Raw genomic sequence first — 20,025 nt, 5'->3', positions numbered from 1 at the left:
ATACCGAACCGGCGATTCTCGTTCCCACACTCTGCGTGGGAACGCATATGTCGGCGCTCCGCGCCGACGCCCTGCCAGGGCCGAACGATCTTGATAAAACCGGTAGCCGCAGGCATTAGCCTGCGTTCAATTAACTCACGATCAGTTCACCATAAGGAGAAGGAGGCGCTCTGAATATTCGGTCGATGCCCATTTAACCCGTACACTTAACCCATACTGCCCCATCATTTCTAAGAGAAGGAGGCACTCTTATGAAAGTCGAGCGATGGCAATCCAGAATCCCATACCTGCTGAGCCGTTCCATTCTCATCCTCTCCCTGAGCGGCTTCACTAATCATGTTCAAGCGCAAATTGCGACACACCCGGTCATCAGCGAAGTCTACGGCGGCGGCGGAAACGCCGGTGCGTTCTACAAGAACGACTTCGTCGAACTCTACAATCCCACTTCATTTCCCGTTACGATGACGCACTGGTCCGTCCAGTACCAATCGGCCTCCGGAACAGGGTCCACCTGGCAAAAAACCGTCTTCTCCGGAACCATCCCCGCCCATCAATTCTTCCTCGTGCAGGAGGCGCAGGGATCGGGCGGGACGGCTCCGCTGCCGGCTCCCGATGCCGCCGGCACGATCTCCCTCGCGTCAACAGGGGGGAAGGTCGCTCTCGCGGGCGACACGGTCACCATTTCAGGCCCGGCCGGAGCGAACGTGATCGATTTTGTCGGCTACGGGAGCGCAAACCAATTCGAGGGGTCGTTGCCCGCAGGGGCGCTCTCGAACACGACAAGCGCCGAGCGGAAAGCGCAAGCCTCCTCGACGCTCTCGTCGATGTCCGGGGGCGGAAGCGACTCGCTGTCGGGAAACGGATGGGACGGCGGAGACAACCGGTCCGACTTCGTGATCACGAATGTCCAGGGTCCGCAAAATCTCTCCTCGCCTCCGGAGAACCCCCCATTGCTCGGAGATCTGCCGCCGGTGATATCGAATGTCGCGCGGTCGCCCCACGTCGCCGACCCCGGCGGTACGGACACAGTGACGGCGAGCATTTCCGACGCCGACGGCGTTGTCTCATCCGCGAGGATTTCGATCAGGGTGGACGGTGGCGCGTTCGATTCCTCCGTCGCGATGGCGCCTCTGGGCGGAACGCAGTTCCGTGGGGTGATTCCCTCGGGAAAGCACGGCCCGGCGGGAACCCTTGTCGAATATTTTATCTCGGCACTCGACGATTCGTCCAAATATTCCTCGACCCGCAGTTCCCCCGGGGGATACTTCGTCGGAGACGCCCCGGTTTCCGCCGTGAAATCACACCCGCTACCCGACGTCGCCGGCTACGGAGTCCGGGTCTCAGGCACGCTGAACGTCCGCACGAACACATTCGCAAACGGACAGGGTTTTCTTCAGGACGCGTCCGGCGGCATTGGCCTGTTTCTTGCAGGTGGACTCCCGGCGTACAACGCCGGAAGGAATGTGAGAGTGGAGGGGACTATTGTTTCCGTTGAGGGCGCGTATCATATCGGCGGACCGGGATTTTCATTTACGGATACGTCTCTCGGAAATTCAACTATTGCGCCGGTGACGCTGACGCTTCCCCTTCCCGAGGCTTCCGGATATTTGAACGAAGGAAAGCTTGTGAAGATTCTGGCTCTCTCGACCTCATCAAGCGGGGCGTTCAGTCCGGGGACGAGTTACTCGTATCACACCCCCGGATCGGATACGATCACATTGAGAGTCGAGAGTTTCGCCGGATTGAACACGCTCTCCGGCACGCAGATTCCTTCCGCTCCGCGTGATGCGGTCGGCATACTTTCGTATTCGAATGGATTCCAGAGACTCAAGCCCCGGACGGCATCCGACATGGGGAATCTTCCGCTTCTCACCTTTGAGGCAGCCGCATCGGGAAACTGGAGCGACACCAATACCTGGTCGAGCCGCCAGGTGCCGGGAGACTCAAGCGATGTCACCTTTTCGACGCCCGGTGTGACGGTGACGGTCGATCTTCCCGACGCCCGGTGCAGGAATCTCACCATGACGGGGTCCGGGACTTCCCTCGGGCCCACCCTGCGGTTTGACCAGTCCGGAACGCCCCAGTTGACGATAAACGGCAATTTGAGCATTTCCGGGGGATCCGGCAGCGGCCAGGGGGGCAGGTCGAAGCTTACCTCCAACGGGAACGGGGGGGCCACTCTGGTCCTGAAACAAGGCATTTCCACCTCGACCAGCAATATTATTGGAAATGGTAGCTCAGGCTTGAATATGAACGAAGGATTCGTCAAATTAGTAAGTATATCTTCCGACACACTCAGGAACAGCGCCGGGCTACGGCTCGGGAATCTTACGGTCGGTGACGGCGTGAACTCCAAGGTGTGTGTCTGGTCCGCATCGAAAAAAACAACAATAGTGCTCCGAAGCCTGATCGTGAAAAGCCATTCTACATTCTGGATCGGCGATGCCGCGGATACAAATTCCGGCGACATCGGTAACTCGTCCGCGAACGGGGTTCCGACGCTCACGGGCGGGATCACCGTCGAGCCGGACGCGCAGTTGCTCGTGCAGCAATCTCCAGCCGGCGGCGGACACGGTGCGATCAACCTCGATGGGGGGGGAATCACGAACGAAGGGACAATTCTTCTGCACACGGGCGACGCGGCCGGATCGTCGTACCGCGTGAACATCGGCGGACTTCCGGCAGGCTCCGCTTCCTCCAGTCAATCGGTTCGGGGGAGCCGAAGCGCCGGATTTGCGGATATCGAGGTCGCGTCCGGACATACGTTTTCGATCGAACAGGGCTTCGCCATTCCCGATCCGTACCGCCTCTCCCTGGGAGGCACGCTGGTGGAACTTCCCGGCGAAACCGTTACCGGAAGGGTCGAGGCAACGCGCCTCGTGGCCCGATCGGCGCCACAGAATTTCGGCGGGATCGGTTGCACGATACTCGCCGATGGCTCGGCTCCCGAATCCACCGAGGTGGTCCGCGTGACCGGCGCCGCCTCGGGTCCGTCCATCCTTCGCTACTTTGAAATCATCCCTTCTGTGAATGCCGGCCTGGATGCCTCTCTCGATTTTTCCTACGATGACTCCGAGCTCAACGGACAGGATCCCCGATCCCTTCGATTGTGGAGATCCGCCGACGTAGGCGCAACCTGGTCTGCGCCGGCAGGGTCGATCGCCGACACACTTTCCCGCACCGTGCGCCTTTCCGGAATCCATTCGTTCTCGCGTTGGACCGCCTCGGACGCCGCGCACGTCCTGGGAAATTCGACGGTCGAGATGCGGTATTCGCTTTCTGAGAATTGGAACCTGGTATCCTTCCCGTTGAGCGTCGCCGGCCGGACCTTGAACTCACTCTTCCCGGGCGCGATCTCGCCGGCTTTCCGGTATGACGGAGGGTATCTCCCCGCGGACACGCTCAAACCGGGAACGGGGTACTGGTGCAGGCTTCGCTCGGCGGAAGCAGACACGATCTCGGGCGTCGCTGAGTCTGTCGATTCGGTGAAGGTGTCGGATGGATGGAACCTGATCGGCTCGCCTGCCTATCCGATTTCAGGTTCACAGATTGTCCAGGTCCCCCCGGGAATCGTCTCCTCAAATTATTTCGGCTACGAAAACGGGTACGTCGTCGCCCGGACGCTCGAGCCGGGGAAGGGATACTGGGTCAAGGTTTCGGGCGGGGGGACATTGTTCTTTTCGGCCGTGTCCCGCGCCGCCGGCTCCGTGGAGCGGACGGGTTCAGGCCCCCCATAGAAGTTTTGAATTGAATAATTAAATTTAAATACACATACATCACCCATAGAAAGAAGCGATCACCTATGCAATTCCGTACGATGTTTCTTCTTCTCGTCGGAGGCTTGTTCTTCGTTGTTCAAACCGCGGTCACGGCAAACCACTGCCAGATTTACGGGCGTGTCTTGCGCGGCAATATCGATGGAAGGGGGCTTGAGGGGATGCTGGTCCTGAAAACCCCAGTCGAGAACCTCGGGATGGATACCCTCTATACCGATTCTGAGGGTGCGTTCCGGTTCACTTCGCTGCCGGGATATCAGAACTATACCATCCAGGTCGTTTTTCCGCCCGAGTATTTGTCCATCGACGCGCTGCGCGGCTACACTGCGCAGCTCGGAGACTCGGGTCAGGTCAGCATCTCCCGAAAACTGAACAGCACCACGCTCATCGTCTTCGTCGCCGGGGGATGCATCAGCGCCGAGAACGATTTTCTCCTGGCCAGACCCGCGGATACGGTCACCTACCGGTCGTTCAATCCGACGGATCTGATTCCCAGGACGGATGGAAAGCTGCTCAAGCCTGTCAAGCGCGGGAAAGGAATCCCGAACGCCTCCAACCTCCTCTGGGAGGTCGTCACGTTCGGAGGATTCGCGCCGGGCTCGAGCCAGAGCGACCAGGCGGGGGGGATGCGCGTCGGGATCCCCTACATGTTCGAGACCTCTCCCGATAAATGGAAGCCGGATCCGGTCCTGAGCAAGGAGTATTGCTGGGCCCGCCTCACCAAATGGAATTTCAAGACGGAGATGGGGAAGAACTTTGCCGATCTTCAGACGACTCTCGAGGATCGCACCGGCGGGCATAGCGGCGCCCCGCGCGGACTCGATTCGTCGTTCGTTCGGGGAGTTGCCAAAAAGCCGATGTTCGGAGAGAAGAAGAAGCTTACTCCCGCCAAGCAGAACAACAGATTCTTCGCGGACCTGATCGCTCTGAAGGTGGGGATCGTCTCGAGCGAACTCCAACAGACCCCCTACGGGTTCGCGGACCTGGTGTACGATGAGGATAATTCGCTTCGCGGATTGACAATCCTCCAGATCGCGGCGCGAGCCGATTCTGCGATGACGCTATGGTCCCAAAAAGACTGGAATATCCCGCTGCTCGACGAGGTCATCTCGAAGATCAACAACTCGTTCCGCGGAGGGTTCAACCCGGGTGACACGCTCTCGTTCGTCGATGGGGACAAATTGGTCCTCAGGGGGTCTCAGCCGGTGTACAGCACCTCATTTCTCTTCCCCCCGGGAAAGCCGTCGAAGCCGCCCGCTCCGGCCGTCCGGCCGAAGATCGCGGTGAACGCCACGCCGGGTGATTTCATTCTCAGCCAGAATTATCCCAATCCGTTCAACCCGACCACGACGATCGATTTCGAACTGGGCGGCTCTTCGTTCGTCACCCTCCGCATATTCAACACGATCGGGCAGCAGGTCATGACGCTTCTCGAGCACGAGCAGATGGAGGGCGGAACGCAGGAAGTGACGGTCGACGCATCCCGGCTGGCGTCCGGAATTTACTTCTACCACCTGAGCGTCGAAGACCCGGCGACGGGTCTGCTGCAATTCCAGTCGTTGAAGAAGATGGTGCTCCTCAAGTAAGGGTAACGGCTGCAGAGGTCTCGGTAGCCGCAGCCTTCAGGCTGCGGTCCGCGACCTGTAGGTCGCGGACATCGATTCCACCGGGCATACGGTTCTGATCTTGTCATCCTGAGCGCAGCGAAGGATCTTCCGATAGGGACTCTCCGTCTGCGCCCGGGGTGACAGATTTTCTCGCATCGTCGTCCCGATATGCTTCTGATCGGGATCTTCATAACGGGGGGCATACTTTTGTACACTATAGAGAAGGCTTATGACAAAGTTGATATCGAAGGGGTGGTTCTCTCTCGCTGTACTTAGTCTGCTCGTAGCGTTGTTCGTCGGGCCACAATCCGTGAAGGCCCAGTCCATCATCGTCAACGAAGTTTATAATTCCAGCCTCTCTACCGATGAGTGGGTCGAGCTCCTGGTCGTTCAGGACAGCCTCGATCTCCGGAATTGGAGTATCCGCGATTTCAACGGGAGCGGTGTCGCGCAAGCGCCGCTGGTATTCAATAACATCCCGTTCTGGAGCGTCATGCGGAAAGGGACCCTGATCGTCATCGGCCTCTCCGGTATATCCACGCCCGAGGATACAGACCCCTCCGACTACACGCTGGTAATTAAGACCTCGAACTCTACCTATTTCACCGGGACCTCGTTTCTCTTCTCGGGCGCAAGCGACGAAATCGAGATCCGCAATTCAGCCACCACCCATATATTCGACGTCTCGTGGGGTTCGGCAAACGCCGGATCATCGCCGCAGGTGCATTTCACCGGCGCCTCCTCATCCAACACCAGCATGGCGTTCCAGGGGAACGACACGAGCCAGCTGAGTTCGACGGGGAACTGGCTTCAGAATACCACCGCCTCCCAGGGCCTCGGCAACTCCCCTACCAACACCGCCTGGATCAGCGCCCTTCATGCCCATGCGGACGGATCGGGGTTTGCGACGATCGATCCTGATACCACCAAGCACGGCGTCGCCTACACGTTGACGATCGACTACCACCGCGATACCGCGTTTACGATCACGGATATGCGGATCATTATCCCCCGTAACTTTGCCTGGTCCCACTCGACCGGGGACGTCAACGCGACGAACATCACCGCAACGACCTCGGTCAGCGGCGACACGATCTATTTCAATTCGATCACGTTCAACGTGGACACGACGGTCATCACGATCATGAACGTCACCGGCGCGGACAGCACCGCGTTCTACCCCATCAACGTGCAGACGAAATCGGTCAGCGATTACGACAATACAATTCCGATCCCGAAGATCACGAATTTCGGCCTGCCGATCACGGTCGGAGAGGTCAAGGCGAACGACGCCAACGGGGTCCTCCTGCGGGCGGGCAACCTCGTCACCGTCAGCGGCATCGTGACGGTCGCCAACCAGTTCGGAAGCCCGTCGTACATCCAGGACAACACCGGAGGCATCGGAATCTTCGGCTCCAATTTTTCGACCGCGGTTCAGACCGGGGACGAGGTGATCGTCACCGGCAAGATCGATCCGTTTAACGGGTTGACCGAAATGACGTTCCCGACGCTCGATTCGATCGTGAGCACCGGCAACACCGTGACGCCCGTGGTGCTCACGAACTCCCAGGTGACCCACGACGGCGTGGGGGGCCTCGAATCGTACGAAGCGCTGCTGGTGCGGATCAACGGCGTTACGGTGACGGATCTCTCCAATAATACGATTGCCTCCTGGGCGGTCTCCGGCTCCGGGGCCAATTACCGGCTGCACGACGCCACAGACACGCTCGCGGTCCGCATCGACAATAATGTGGATTTCGCAAACGGACCCGCCCCGCAGAGCACGTTCGATATCGTCGGGGTCGTCGGTCAGTTCAAGTCGAGCTCTCCGTTTATCGGAGGCTACCAGTTGATGCCGAGGGGCTCAACCGACATCCTTGCAGCGGGACCGATCATCACGACGCTCCCGTACGAGACGAACCTCACGCAAACATCGCTCAGGATCAACTGGGTGACCGCCAATAACGGTACTTCACGTCTGCGCTACGGGACGACCACAGCGTATGAGCTCGGGGTCGTCGCGCCGGACACCATTCATCGTACCGTCCACGCGATCGATCTGACCGGGCTTTCCCCCGCCACGATCTATCACGTTCAGGCATTCTCGGTGAGCTCCGATACAAGCAGGTCAGGCGATCTCGTCGTGAGCACCTCTTCGCCACCCGCCTCGACCGGCGTGATCAACGTTTATTTCAACAAGACAGTAAACACCTCCGTCTCCTTCGGAGAAAATGCGCTGGGAAACCAGGACCTGGTTAGTCTCATCAACAACCGTATCGACCATGCCCAGCGGTCTATCGATTTGGCGTTGTACAGCCTGAGCGCCACAAACCAGGGGGCCGTGATCGCGAGCCACCTCGTCTCTGCGAAGAACCGTGGAGTTAGCATTAGGGTCATTTGCGAGGACGATAACTACGGCACAGGCGGCAGCGCGTTCCCCACGCTTGTCGGCAACGGTATTCCCCTGATCACCGACAAGTACGATCTGGTCTGGAACGGGCAGGCCCTCTCTCACAACAAGTTTTTTGTCATCGACGGCCGCGGGGGCGCTCCCGAGAGCGTCTGGGTCTGGACCGGTTCCTGGAATCCAACCTCATCCGGAACACTTTCGGACAGGCAGAACTCGATCGAGATCCAGGACCAGGCGCTCGCAGGCGCTTACACCACGGAGTTTAATCTGATGTGGGGGAGCAGCACCGAGACGCCGAATCAGGCGAACTCGCGCTTCGGCGGACGCAAGACCGACATCGTTCCGCACCATTTCACGATCGGCGGCGTCCCGGTGAGCGTCTATTTCAGCCCCAGCGACCATACGACGTCGCAGATCCGTTCCACGATGGCCAAAGCGCAGAGTTCCATCGCCGCATGCATCCTCACGTTCACGAGGAAGGATATCGCCGACACGATCATTACGAGGAAGAACTTGGGGAAGAAAGCCCGGCTCGTCATCGATAACAACACCGACACGGGCAACCAGTTCGCGTACCTGCAATCCAATGGGGTAGACGTTCATCTCAAGGGAGGAACCGGGCTCCTTCATCACAAGTATGCGGTGATCGACGGCGATGACATTTCCGGAACGCAATACCTGGTCACCGGATCCCATAACTGGTCGAACAGCGCCGAGACATCCAACGACGAGAACACGCTCATCATCCAGGATCGCCGTATTGCGAATCTTTACCTCCAGGAGTTTGTCGCGCGCTACTACGAAGCGGGCGGAACCGATTCGATCCATGTCACCTCTGCGTCCGTCTTCTCGGTGGCGCCCTCGAGCCTGAATTTCGGATCCGTTTCGGACGGCGGTTCGAAAATGGACAGCCTCACGGTCTCCAACCCGGGAAACCTGTCGTTTTCTGTGAGCGCGGTCGCCTCTACGAATGGCCGGTTCAGCGTGACCCCCACGACCGGTACGATCGCGCCTTCCGCCTCCCAGAAATTCTACGTGACATTCTCGCCCCTCGCGCCGGGCCTTGAGACCGGATCCATAATTTTCACCCATGACGCCCCCGGCTCGCCGGATACGGTTGCCGTTCAGGGGACGGGCACGGGCGGCCCGCCGATGGTCACGACGGCGATGGCTCTTACGCAGGGATGGAACCTGCTTTCTCTTCCCTCGCTCGTTCCGAACGGAAAGAAGGAGGTCGTTTTCCCCGGTGCAAGCTCGCGAGCCTTTAACTACTCGTCCGGTTATTTCGTCCCCCCGAACGACAGCCTTTCGAACGGTTACGGGTACTGGGTGAAATTCGACTCGGCGCACACCGATTCCGTCACCGGAATCGTCCTGTCTTCCGACTCCGTCACCGTAACCGCGGGATGGAACATCATCGGATCACTGAGCGTCCCGGTCGCGGCTGCCTCGGTCGTCCAGCATCCGGGCAACAACATCAATTCGAAATTCTACGGCTACGACTCGGCCTATTCCATCGCCGATTCGATCAGGCCCGGAAAAGGGTACTGGGTCAGGGTGAATCAAAACGGATCTCTCTCATTTTCGGCTTCGGGCGCGGCCCCCAAGGTCGCCGCAATCTCGCTGCCGGAGTCGTTCAACAGCCTGACCGTCGCGGACGCGTCGGGCAACAGGAAAACTCTCTATTTCGGCGCCCAGAAGGGCGACTCTCCGGACGTCGAAATGTATTCGCTTCCTCCGGTGCCTCCTCCTGAGGCGTTTGACGTACGGTTCCGGTCAGGCAGGTCCGTCGAAACCTACACGTCCGTTCAGGCGAAACCGGCGGTGCTTCCGATCCAGATTCAGACGGCGCACTTGCCCCTCTCGGTGAGTTGGAGTATAGCTGCAGGCGAAAAGACGACCTTCTCGCTCCGGTCAGCCGGCGTTTCCGGCGGGAATGCGCTGCAGCTTTCGGGAACCGGAAAGGCCACTTTCACCGGAGAGGTGCCTCAACTCCTTTTGACGATCGCTCCTTCGAGGCCCGTCCCGGACCGGTTCTCACTGGAACAGAATTTTCCCAACCCGTTCAATCCTGTCACCACGATTCCGTTCGCCGTTCCCCGGCAGGCGGCGGTGACCTTGCGGATTTTCAACGTTCTGGGTGAAGTGGTCGGTACCCTGCTGCAGGATCAGGAGTATCAGGCGGGGTACTTTAGCGTTGGTTTTGATGCGAGCCGGCTCTCTTCCGGTGTCTATTATTACGAGTTCGCCGCGAAAGAGAAGGAGGGCGGAAATTTCCGCCAGGTCAAGAAGCTCGTACTCGTTCGATGACGGCTGCGTCTTCCTAATCTTTAATTCTCGCTCCCACGGTCTCCGTGGGAGCGGAGATTGGGGACGCTCCGCGTCCCCCGGCCGCGGAGCGGCCGAATCATTGGTTCTCACGCAGGGCGTGGGAACCAGATAAAAATCAAATTTCTATCCACCCATCCAATGAGATGCTCATGAAAACATTGATAAAACTTTCCCCCTTCATCCTTATTTCAGCCCTCTTCTTCACCGGGGCCGGAATGGCATCCGGAGGGATCCGGGGAGTCCGCTCGGGCACGATGGTGACGCCCAGGTTGGTTCCCTCGGCCGCGGCGCTCTCTTCTCCCGAATTGCTGCAGCCCCTTTCGATCCACATGAAGGGCGAGAACGAAGACCATCCCGAATCGCCGCTGACCGAGGAGCAATGGGAAGCGATGAAGGCGGCGACCCCCGTCCAGTTCGACGGGAGGGGGATTCTCACGATCGACCGGAGCGCCCGGCAGGGTATGCCGCCGGTGAACGGAAACCTTCAATCCATCCAGGCGCCGTTCCTTACCACAAACTTTGAGGGGACGATACAGGATTTCTCGATCCCTTGCGACGCGATGGTGGCGGTCGGTCCCACCCACGTCATCTCCACCGGGAATAGCACCATACGGATCCGCCCGAAGACCGGCGCCGCCGCTACGACGATACGCGCAGACGTGTTCTTCGGCTCAAGGGTTACCTCGGATTATTTCGACCCGAAGGTGTTGTACGACGTTCTGGAGAATCGGTTTGTGCTCCTCTACGACGAGCTGATCGACAACACCGAAGCGAATTATTTTGTGGCGATTTCCCAGACATCCGACGCGCTGGGTTCATGGTATATCTACCAGTTCAACATGGCAGTGGACGGCGACAGTGCGACCGGCAACTGGGCGGATTTTCCCGGCCTCGGCATGGACGACAATTCGCTCTACATGACCGCAAACATGTTTTCGTTCCCCACTTCGACCGCGACCTTTCAGTATGTGAAAACGCGCATCGTCCCGAAGGGCCTGATGTATATCGGGAACCCTGTGCCATACATCGATATCCTGGGCGTCCCGGGTACCGGGATTAGCGCATTCACGATGAAGCCTTGCGTCTCTCTCTCCCATACGGATGAGGGGCGCCTATTGATCACTCCTTTCGCCGGCGGGAATGCCGTCGGGCTCTATCATATTACCGGCGGCCCGTTCGATCCGGTCCTCGACAAGGTCGCCCAGATCCCCGTTTCCGGCTACAGCGCCCCTCCCGACGCCCCCCAGAAGGATTGCACGCTCCCCTCGAACAGCAAGATCAAATTGGGCGACGCGAGGACGCAGGATCCCGTCTGGAGGGACGGCTATCTCTACGCGACTCATACGATCGGTGTCACCATCAATGGGGGCCCCGTCTCGGCGGTCCGGTACTACAAGATCAAGACGTCCGATGCGACCATCGCCACGGATGAGACCTTCGGCGCAGAGAACACCTGGTACTTCTATCCCGGCGTGACGGTGGATGGCGCCGGAAGCGTCTATTTCTCCTTCGGACGTTGCAATGCGAACGAGTATGCATCGGCATATTTTTCCGGGAAACGGAAGTCCGACACGAACATACAGCCGAGCCTTCTTCTGAAGCCCGGAAGCGTCGGTTACCGGTGTGGTTCAGGCCAGCGGTGGGGCGATTACGAGGGGATCTCGATCGACCCCTCCGACACGACAGACCTGAAAAGCTCCGCCTGGCCCGTGGGCCTCTGGGCGAAGGGAACGAACGCGTGGGGATCGTGGGTGGGGAAAACCGCCTTTTTCTACCACGCGATCAGCGGAACGGTCCTCGACGATTGCGACAGCAGCGCCGGGACGGCAGGGGACAGGACGCCCGTTCAACTTGCCACGGTCGTTCTTCACCGCGACTCCACCATTCTCGCCACGACAACGACCGACAGCGCGGGACATTACCGGTTCGGATTCCTCGATGACGGCACTTACAACGTGACGCTTACTCTCCCGCCCTCCAGTTTTGCCCTCGACGCCATTCCGGGGACCGGAGGCGATTCTCAGACGAAGCTCAGTGCGACCAACCTCCAGGTGGCGGTCTCGGGCGGAGCCTCGGCGTCGGAGCTCTCGACCGGCAACAATTTTCTGATCGTCAGGCCTCACGGGGTCCCGGCGGCAAGCGGTCTCTCTCCGAACAGCTACTCTTCCGGCGAGCCCGATTTCACTGTGACCGTTTCGGGGACAAACTTCGTGCCCTGCTCGGTGGTGCGGTTCGCGGGAAGCAATCGCGCGACGACGTTTATCTCGCCGACAACGCTCCAAGCGACGATCCTCGCCTCCGATATCGATTCGACGGGATCGTTCCTGATCACCGTCTTCAGCCCGTCGCCGGGAGGGGGATTATCGAACACACAGAAGCTGACTGTTCATACTCCCGCTCCGGTCTTCTCGGTGGCGCCGCCGTCGCTTTCGTTCGGCAATGTCCTGGTCGGGCACATGAAGACCGATACCGTCACGGTGACCAACACCGGGACTGATACGCTGACGATTAGCGCAGCGGGATCGGACGACCCCCAGTTTACCGTCAGTCCCGCGAACGCTGCCATTCCCCGGCAGGCGAGCCTTGGGTTCGCGGTAAATTATATCCCAACCTCGACCGACAGCGCCTCGGGGCATGTGATCTTCGTGCACGACGCCTCGACATCCCCGGATTCCGTCGATGTCTTCGGCGGCGGACGCGACAGCACGACCTTTCGGACCGCGACACCCAGGGAATGGGCGACGGCGGTCGATAACAAGCTGAAACACAAGAGCATGAAGAGGAAGGCGGACAAGGTATTCTTCAAATTCAGCATTACGGCGCCCGCGAATGCGATCCTTACCCCTCATCTCCAGTTGTCGTTCAACATGGAGATCGATCACATGACCGTCTACACCTCGAAGGCGAAGGCCGATACCGTGGCGTATACCGGCCGTATCATCGATCCCAAGAGAAAAGTCTGGACCTACACGTTCGGGGGCTCGGTCGCAGCCCATCAGGAGATTCAGATGGACGGGGTGGGACGCAAGGGAAAGAAGATAGCCCTCAAGTATCTCTGGTCCGATAATGCGGTGGCGACGAAGCAGAAGGGGGTGGTGCCCGATTCCCTCAGCCGCATCGATCTGAACCAGACCGGCTTGCCCAGCCCGAATCTCAACAACGTGGGGGAGGAGCTCTTCCCCAAGGGGTTCGGACAGGATGAGACATACTTTTCGGATGTCACACCGCTTATCGTCGGCGTGCCCCGGGGGCCGAAGGGCGCAAGCTCGGTGAAACTTAAGAAGTACGCAAGCGTGATCAAGTCATTCATCGATACGAAAACCGGAACGCAGCATACGCAGGGCCCGACGTGCCTTAACAAGTTGATTACGGGTGATTCGATCAAGAGCCAGCTGACAGACCTCTCGCCCGTGAAGAAAAATGACAACCTGTTCGCTCAATTGCTGGCGCTCAAGCTGAACCTCGGTGCGAGTGAGACGAACAAATTTCCTGTCGGGTTGGGTGAGTTGACGTTTTTCGACACTTCCGATTCCGCCAATTCCTTCAACGGCATGCTGGTATCGGATGTCATGAATGCCGGCGACACGCTCATTTCCTGTCTGCCGCTGACGGCAATCGTCCCGTCTCCATCGCTGGCAGAGTTGCTCGCGACTCTTCAGAAGATCAATAGCGCGTTCGCGGAGTCAAGCAATTTCAAGGATACGATTTCGTTCTTCGAGAAAATCGCGTTGCCGGGCGTTAAACCGGTCAGCGACGTAAGTTATCTGCGTCTCACGCCGGGGACGGTTCCCCGCACCTTCCTCTCCGCCGGAAGCGTGCCCCCCGGGATTCCCCTGGCATATGCCCTGTACCAGAACTATCCCAATCCGTTCAACCCGGTGACGAGCATTCAGTTCGATCTTCCCCAGCCGGCGCTCGTGACGTTGAAGATCTATGATATTCTGGGGCGCGAGGTGAAGGTGCTTCTCGACCAGGAGCTCTACGATGAAGGAGTCCAGGGGATCGACTTCGACGGGGCGCACTTCGCCTCGGGGGTTTATTTTTACCGGCTGATCGCCGAGGGCGTGAAGGACGAGCAGGACGAGAATTCGACGTCCCAGCGGTTCGTCGATGTCAAGAAAATGATCCTCCTCAGATAGGTCCGGAATTCAGGCACCGCGGCGTCGGACATTGCTCAAGTACGTTGTGCTGATATTCGCATGCCTGCAGATCGCGGCGGGACAGACCTGGGTAGCCAAGGTATCTGCCTCTTCGACGGTTCTCGGGGATGCGCTCGCGTCGAATCCGCTCAACCGTAATATCATCTACGGAGCGCCGGGCGGCCGCCAACTCTACGTCAGCCGGGACCGCGGTTATACCTGGCACCCTTTTGGGAGCCTCGTTTCCCAATCAGGGACGACGGATAATGCGATCAAGTCGATCGCCGTCAATCCTCACGATACCCTCCAACTGGTCGTCGGGGTCGAATCGGCCAGCAGTTCCCCCGACCGGATCCTGAAATCGACGAACGGCGGCGTAAGCTGGACGTTGACCTGGAACGGGTCCTTCACCTACTACGGAAAGCCGGTCGAGTTCAAGCCGGAACATCCCGATACGATGTACACGATGGGGATGGATTCCATCTACCGGAGCACGGACTTCGGCTCCACCTGGACGCTCGTGAGAACGACGGTCGGACTCTTTAACGCATGGTGCGACGGAGAGATCAGGCCCGACAGCGCGAACATCCTCTTCCTCGGCGATTACACCACGGGCATCTGGAAGACCACCGATCACGGGCTCACCTGGCGGAAAGTCATGTCAAGCGACGGCGAGATTCCTTCGATCGCGATCGATCCGTTCCATCCCCGGACAATGTATGCGACCCGATTCGCAGGGGGCGGGGGAGTCGTCAAGAGCACCGACGGGGGAGAGAACTGGAACACGCTCACGACTCCGCTTTCCACCGGTCCGGGTTGGTGGATCACCTGCTCCATGGCCAATCCCGGATACGTGTATATGGGGGTTTACGGCGCCAACCCGGGTGGGATCTACGTTTCAGCCGACTATGGGAATTCCTGGCGCCTGTTCGCCGCCGGCTTCGGCCCGAATTCGCTTATCAATTACGGCCTGCTTGCCGTCGATTCTCTGAGCGTCGTCGCTTCCCAGATCGACGGCCTCTGGCGCCTCCAGTACCCGGCTTCGGTGCATGTGACAGGACCGAACGGAGGCGAGGTGCTCCAGGCCGGCTCACCGCATCCGATTTCCTGGACCGCATCGAACCTCCTTTCACTCCGGATCGCCTTCTCAACCGACAATGGTTCCAGCTGGACCACCATCGCCGACAGCATCGGGCCCTCGCAATCTCCCTACAACTGGACTCCGCCTGCGATTGTCTCGGCGACCTGCCGGGTGAGGATCACCGACGACCTGGTTCCGTTCGTCTCCGATCAGAGCGACACGAATTTTACGATTTATGTCAACCCCCTTGCGCTCCACGATCCGCTCGGCGGTGAACGCTGGTCCGCCGGATCGACGCGCACGATCGACTGGCTCGCATATCAGATTCCGACGCTGCGGCTCGAGTACTCCCCCGACGGCGGCGTGGACTGGAAATACATCACGAAGGTTCCCGGTTCCGCGGGAAGCTACAAATGGGTCGTTCCCGACGAGCCATCGACCGAGTGCAAGGTCCGGATCACCGATCTGGGCGATACGACGGTGAACAGGGTGAGCGACTCTCTCTTCACGATCACCAGGCCCGGGGGTTTCGCCGGAGCGCTGTTCATATCGGATAACGGCGCCGGCCTCGATTCGCTGAGATTCGGCGCGCGCCAGGGGGCAACCGAGGGGATTGACCCCGCGTTCGGGGAAATCGCTCTCCCGCCGAAGCCGGGCGCCGGGACGTTCGACGTCCGGTGGAGACTCCCCGCCGGTTCCGAAACAAAAATCGATTTCCGGGATACGGTCTCGGATGCCCACCCTGGGAACATCTTTCTGCTCGAGATACAGCCGGGGCCGTCGGGGTATCCGATGACCCTTTCGTGGAATCCTGAGAGCCTCTCCGCGGGGACGTACATCCTGAGAGACACCCTGACCCGGTCGGCGATAAGCGTCGACATGCGCAACACCGGAACAGTGATCATCGGCGGCCCGTCGGAGTCCGCGCTTGAGATCGTCGAGTGCAAGAGCGTTTGGTACACCTACTCCGGGAACGGCGGCTGGCTGCTCATGTCGCTTCCGGTCGACGCGGGCGACCGTAGAAAGAGCACATTGTTTCCGAACGCGCTCTCTCGCGCTTTTGCCTATCACGGAGGTTACCAACTTTCCGATACGATCGGACATGGGATCGGTTACTGGCTGAAGTCTGAGCAGGTCACCGTCGTGGGATGTCCCCGCACGCTCGATACCGTTGCGGTGAGCTCCGGCTGGAATATCATCGGAGCTCTTGCGTCACCGGTTTCTGTGGCATCGTTCCTCCCCATCCCGGATACGCTTTTCACGTCGAGTTTTTTCGGCTACGATCAAAGCTACTTTGTCGCGGATAGCATCAAACCCGGGCATGGTTACTGGGTAAGGGCGAGAGCCTCCGGCAGTCTGATCCTCGCATCGGGAGCCTCCGCGGTTCCGAAAGCGGTTCCGGTCTCCGACCCTCTTCGTGGCCTCAATACGCTCACGGTAGAGGAGGGAGGGGGTCACCGGCAAGTTCTTCGCTTCGGGGCGGAGGATCCCGGTATCAACCCCGGATACTTCGACATGCCTCCCCCGGCCCCGGAAGGGGGTTTTGACGTCCGGTTCGCGTCCGGCGGCATGGTGGCGGTTCACTCTGCGAACCTCAAAAATCCGGCGAATTTTCCAATCCTTCTCTCATCGGCCTCGGCGAGGATTAAAATATCGTGGCGTATAGACAATGAAGATAAATTCACTTATATTATCCTTGAAAACCGGGGCGATAAGGAGGTGGGTGAATTGCACCTCGCGGGCGCGGGCAGCGCGATGTTGCCTCGTTCCGACCAGGTGACTTACACGCTGAGAGTGCAAGAGGCACGGGAACACGGCAAAGTCCCGGAATCATTTTCGTTGGGTCGCGCATATCCGAATCCCTTCAACCCCATCACCCAGTTTCGATATTCGCTCGCGGCCGATGCGCGTGTGAGTATTCGCGTTTACAACATTCTTGGCGAAGAAGTCGCGAAGCTCGTTGAGGGAAGCCTTCCGGCGGGCGCATATGAAGCCGAATGGACAGGTACATCCGGGGACGGCCCCCCGGCGAGCAGCGGCGTGTACTTTATTCGAATGAATGCGTCTTCCGCGCAGTCAAGTTTTACGGAAGTACAGAAAGTTTTGCTGATCAGATAATAAGTTGTCATCCTGGGCAACAATTGTCATCCTGAGCGAAGCGAAGGATCTCGCAGCCGGCGGCATCGGTAGCCGCAAGCTTTAGCTTGCGTCTTTTTTCTTGGCAGGTTCAAACGAAATGATGGATCTCAAACGAAACCGGGCTACACATTGATTCCATGATACGACTTCTCACCCCGATCCTCATAGCCTTCCTCCTGCTCCACGGCCGTCTCGTTGCCGATTGGGGCTGCCGTCCGGATAGTTGCGTCCGCGTCTCGTCAGCAATTGGAAATCAGTGGAATATCCGTCTCGCCCCCGATGGCCGCTCCGGCGCAATCCTCGTCTGGCAGGACCGGCGGAATGGATCGGCGGACAAGCTTTTCCTCCAACGGATCGGATCATCCGGTAATCCGATGTGGGATGGAAACGGGATTCAACTTGCGAACACGCCGGGCCTGCAGTACTATCCCGAAATACTCTCCGACCAGGCCGGAGGCGCGTTTATCACCTGGCAGGACAACCGGTACGGTGTGGACTACGATATTTTCGCGCAGAGGATCGGACCAGACGGGTCGTCTCGCTGGTTTTCAAACGGGGTGCTCGTCTCCAACGCCGCGGGTCACCAGTACAACCCCCAGCTTGTCCCGGATGGCCAGGGGGGAGTCATCATCGTCTGGCAGGATAAACGGAACGGCGATTTTGATATCTATGCTCAGCGGCTCAACGCGGCCGGGCAGCCGCTCTGGTCGACCAACGGAGAACCGGTCTGCGTCCAGCCGGGTGACCAGGTCGAGCCCAGGCTCGTTCCCGATGGATTGAACGGAGCGATTATCGCGTGGACGGATTATCGCGCAGGAACCGGATTTTCAGACGTCTATTCTCAACGGATTTCCCCCGACGGTCAACGGATTTGGATCGCCGATGGAGAGCCCCTCTGTTCCGCCACGAACACCCAATGGAACGTTGACCTTGTCCCCGACGGCGTCGGCGGCGCAATCGCCTCCTGGCAGGACCGCCGTTCATCCCTCTTCGATAACATCTTCGCGCAGCGGATCGATGGCACAGGGCACACGCTCTGGACCGCGGACGGCGTCCAACTCGCGCCAGTCAGCGGGTTGCAGTATTATCCCCGGATGTCTTCGGATGGATCCGGCGGCGCGATTGCCGTCTGGCAGGATAACAGGCGCGGGTCTGACTATGACATTTACGCGCAACGGGTGGACCCGGCGGGCACGATCCTCTGGGGCGGAAAAGGCCAGGCCGTTTGCACGGCAAAGGGTCATCAATACAATCCCCAGCTCATCGTCCAGTCGGGGGAAGCGATCATCACCTGGCAGGACAAGCGGGGAACGGACTTCGACATCTACACTCAGTGCCTCGGTCCCGACGGAGCTCCCGCCTGGCAGTTCGACGGGGTGCCCGTGGCCATTCCGCCACGCGACCAGTTTCTCCCCCAGATTTGCAGCGACGGCGTAATGGGCGCGATTATCGCGTGGCCGGATTATCAACGGGGTGACGGGTCGACGGATATCTTCAGTCACCGGATCGGTGCCAACGGCCGGCTCGCAGGAGGCTGCTTCCGCACGATCACACAGGCCGGATACTCGCGCAAGCCGGAAAAGTTCAGGAACAAGTTCACCGGATTCATCGGAGCCAAACCGAACGAGGGGAACATCCGGGATTCCATCTTCGCGAGGGGGGCGTTCGCGAATGGAATACGCAACGGCATCGAGCGGCTCGACAGCGCCCGCCGGTACGGCTGGCAGCTCTTCACGAGCGCGTTTTATCTCAAGCACGCGCTTCCCCAAAACGGAACCCCACGCCCCTTCGACCGGTTGTTCGAGAGGTTCTTTGTCGGATTGATGAGGAATCCCTCCAACAAGCGGTATAACAACGCCATCTCCGGGGAGCTCCTGACGCTCAAATTGAACATTGCCGCAAGCGACCTGGGAATCACCCCGAGCGAGTTCGGCGACGTGATCTTCGTCGACACCTCGGACGCTCAGAATCCTCTGAACAACCGCTCGCTCCGCGAGGTTGCGAATACGGTCGATACGCTTCTGACCTACTGGCGGGCGCACCCGCGCGTGAATTACGAAAAATTGAACGCATCACTCGTCCTGATCAACAACGGCTTCGCGCAGGAAATCGATACGATCTCGACCAGTCCGATCCGGCTCAAGCCGACCGTCGCGCTTCTCTCGATACCGTACCTGCTGCCGGGGGCGGCTCCGGGTTCCGCGGCCAGGCAGGCGCAGTTCCAGCCCACGGCTGAACCTCCCGCTCCTGGGACATTCGATTTGCTGCAGAATTATCCCAACCCGTTCAACCCGGTCACGACGATCGAGTTCGAGTTGAAACAGCCGTCGATTGTGACATTGAAGGTCTATAATGTCCTTGGCCAGGAGGTGGCGAGATTGTTGAACCGCACACACCTCGACGAAGGCCGTCAACTCGTCGATTTCGACGCATCCTCAATGTCGACAGGAATTTATTTCTACCAGCTTCTGGCTGAACGGCTATCGGAAAACGGTACCGCTTTTTCGCAGGTCAGGAAAATGGTGTTCATCAAGTAGTGAGG

6 protein-coding genes are annotated in these 20,025 nt (G+C 59.2%); all 6 read left to right on the top strand.

Features of this window, described 5'->3' with window-relative positions; all coding sequences use genetic code 11:
• The first annotated feature begins 251 nt into the window (after positions 1-251).
• The 6 genes from VI215_02860 to VI215_02835 all read left to right on the top strand — a co-directional run bounded on the left by VI215_02860 (position 252) and on the right by VI215_02835 (position 20,020).
• A complete protein-coding gene (locus tag VI215_02860; protein HEY6191247.1) occupies positions 252-3,737 on the top strand; it encodes a lamin tail domain-containing protein in 3,486 nt (1,161 codons plus the stop codon).
• Between the two features lie 65 nt (positions 3,738-3,802).
• On the top strand, positions 3,803-5,362 hold the full coding sequence (locus VI215_02855; protein ID HEY6191246.1) for a T9SS type A sorting domain-containing protein: 1,560 nt from the start codon (positions 3,803-3,805) through the stop codon (positions 5,360-5,362).
• A 250-nt stretch (positions 5,363-5,612) separates the two neighbouring features.
• Positions 5,613-10,103 carry a phospholipase D-like domain-containing protein gene (locus tag VI215_02850; GenBank protein HEY6191245.1) on the top strand — a complete coding sequence of 1,497 codons (4,491 nt, stop codon included), beginning with the start codon at positions 5,613-5,615 and terminating at the stop codon, positions 10,101-10,103.
• A 170-nt stretch (positions 10,104-10,273) separates the two neighbouring features.
• Positions 10,274-14,263 (top strand): choice-of-anchor D domain-containing protein, encoded by a 3,990-nt coding sequence (locus VI215_02845; protein HEY6191244.1) that lies wholly within the window; start codon positions 10,274-10,276, stop codon positions 14,261-14,263.
• Between the two features lie 31 nt (positions 14,264-14,294).
• Positions 14,295-17,462: a FlgD immunoglobulin-like domain containing protein gene (locus tag VI215_02840; GenBank protein ID HEY6191243.1), complete on the top strand. Its 3,168-nt coding sequence runs from the start codon at positions 14,295-14,297 to the stop codon at positions 17,460-17,462.
• 158 nt (positions 17,463-17,620) lie between these two features.
• The gene (locus VI215_02835; GenBank protein HEY6191242.1) at positions 17,621-20,020 is read left to right on the top strand and encodes a T9SS type A sorting domain-containing protein; all 2,400 of its coding nucleotides are present in this window, start codon (positions 17,621-17,623) and stop codon (positions 20,018-20,020) included.
• The last annotated feature ends 5 nt before the right edge of the window (positions 20,021-20,025 follow it).

Source organism: Bacteroidota bacterium (assembly GCA_036522515.1).
Taxonomy (GTDB): Bacteria; Bacteroidota; Ignavibacteria; order UBA10030; family SZUA-254; genus VBOC01.
Note: the sequence above shows the minus strand (reverse complement) of the source record. Positions and strands in the feature narration are given on the sequence as shown.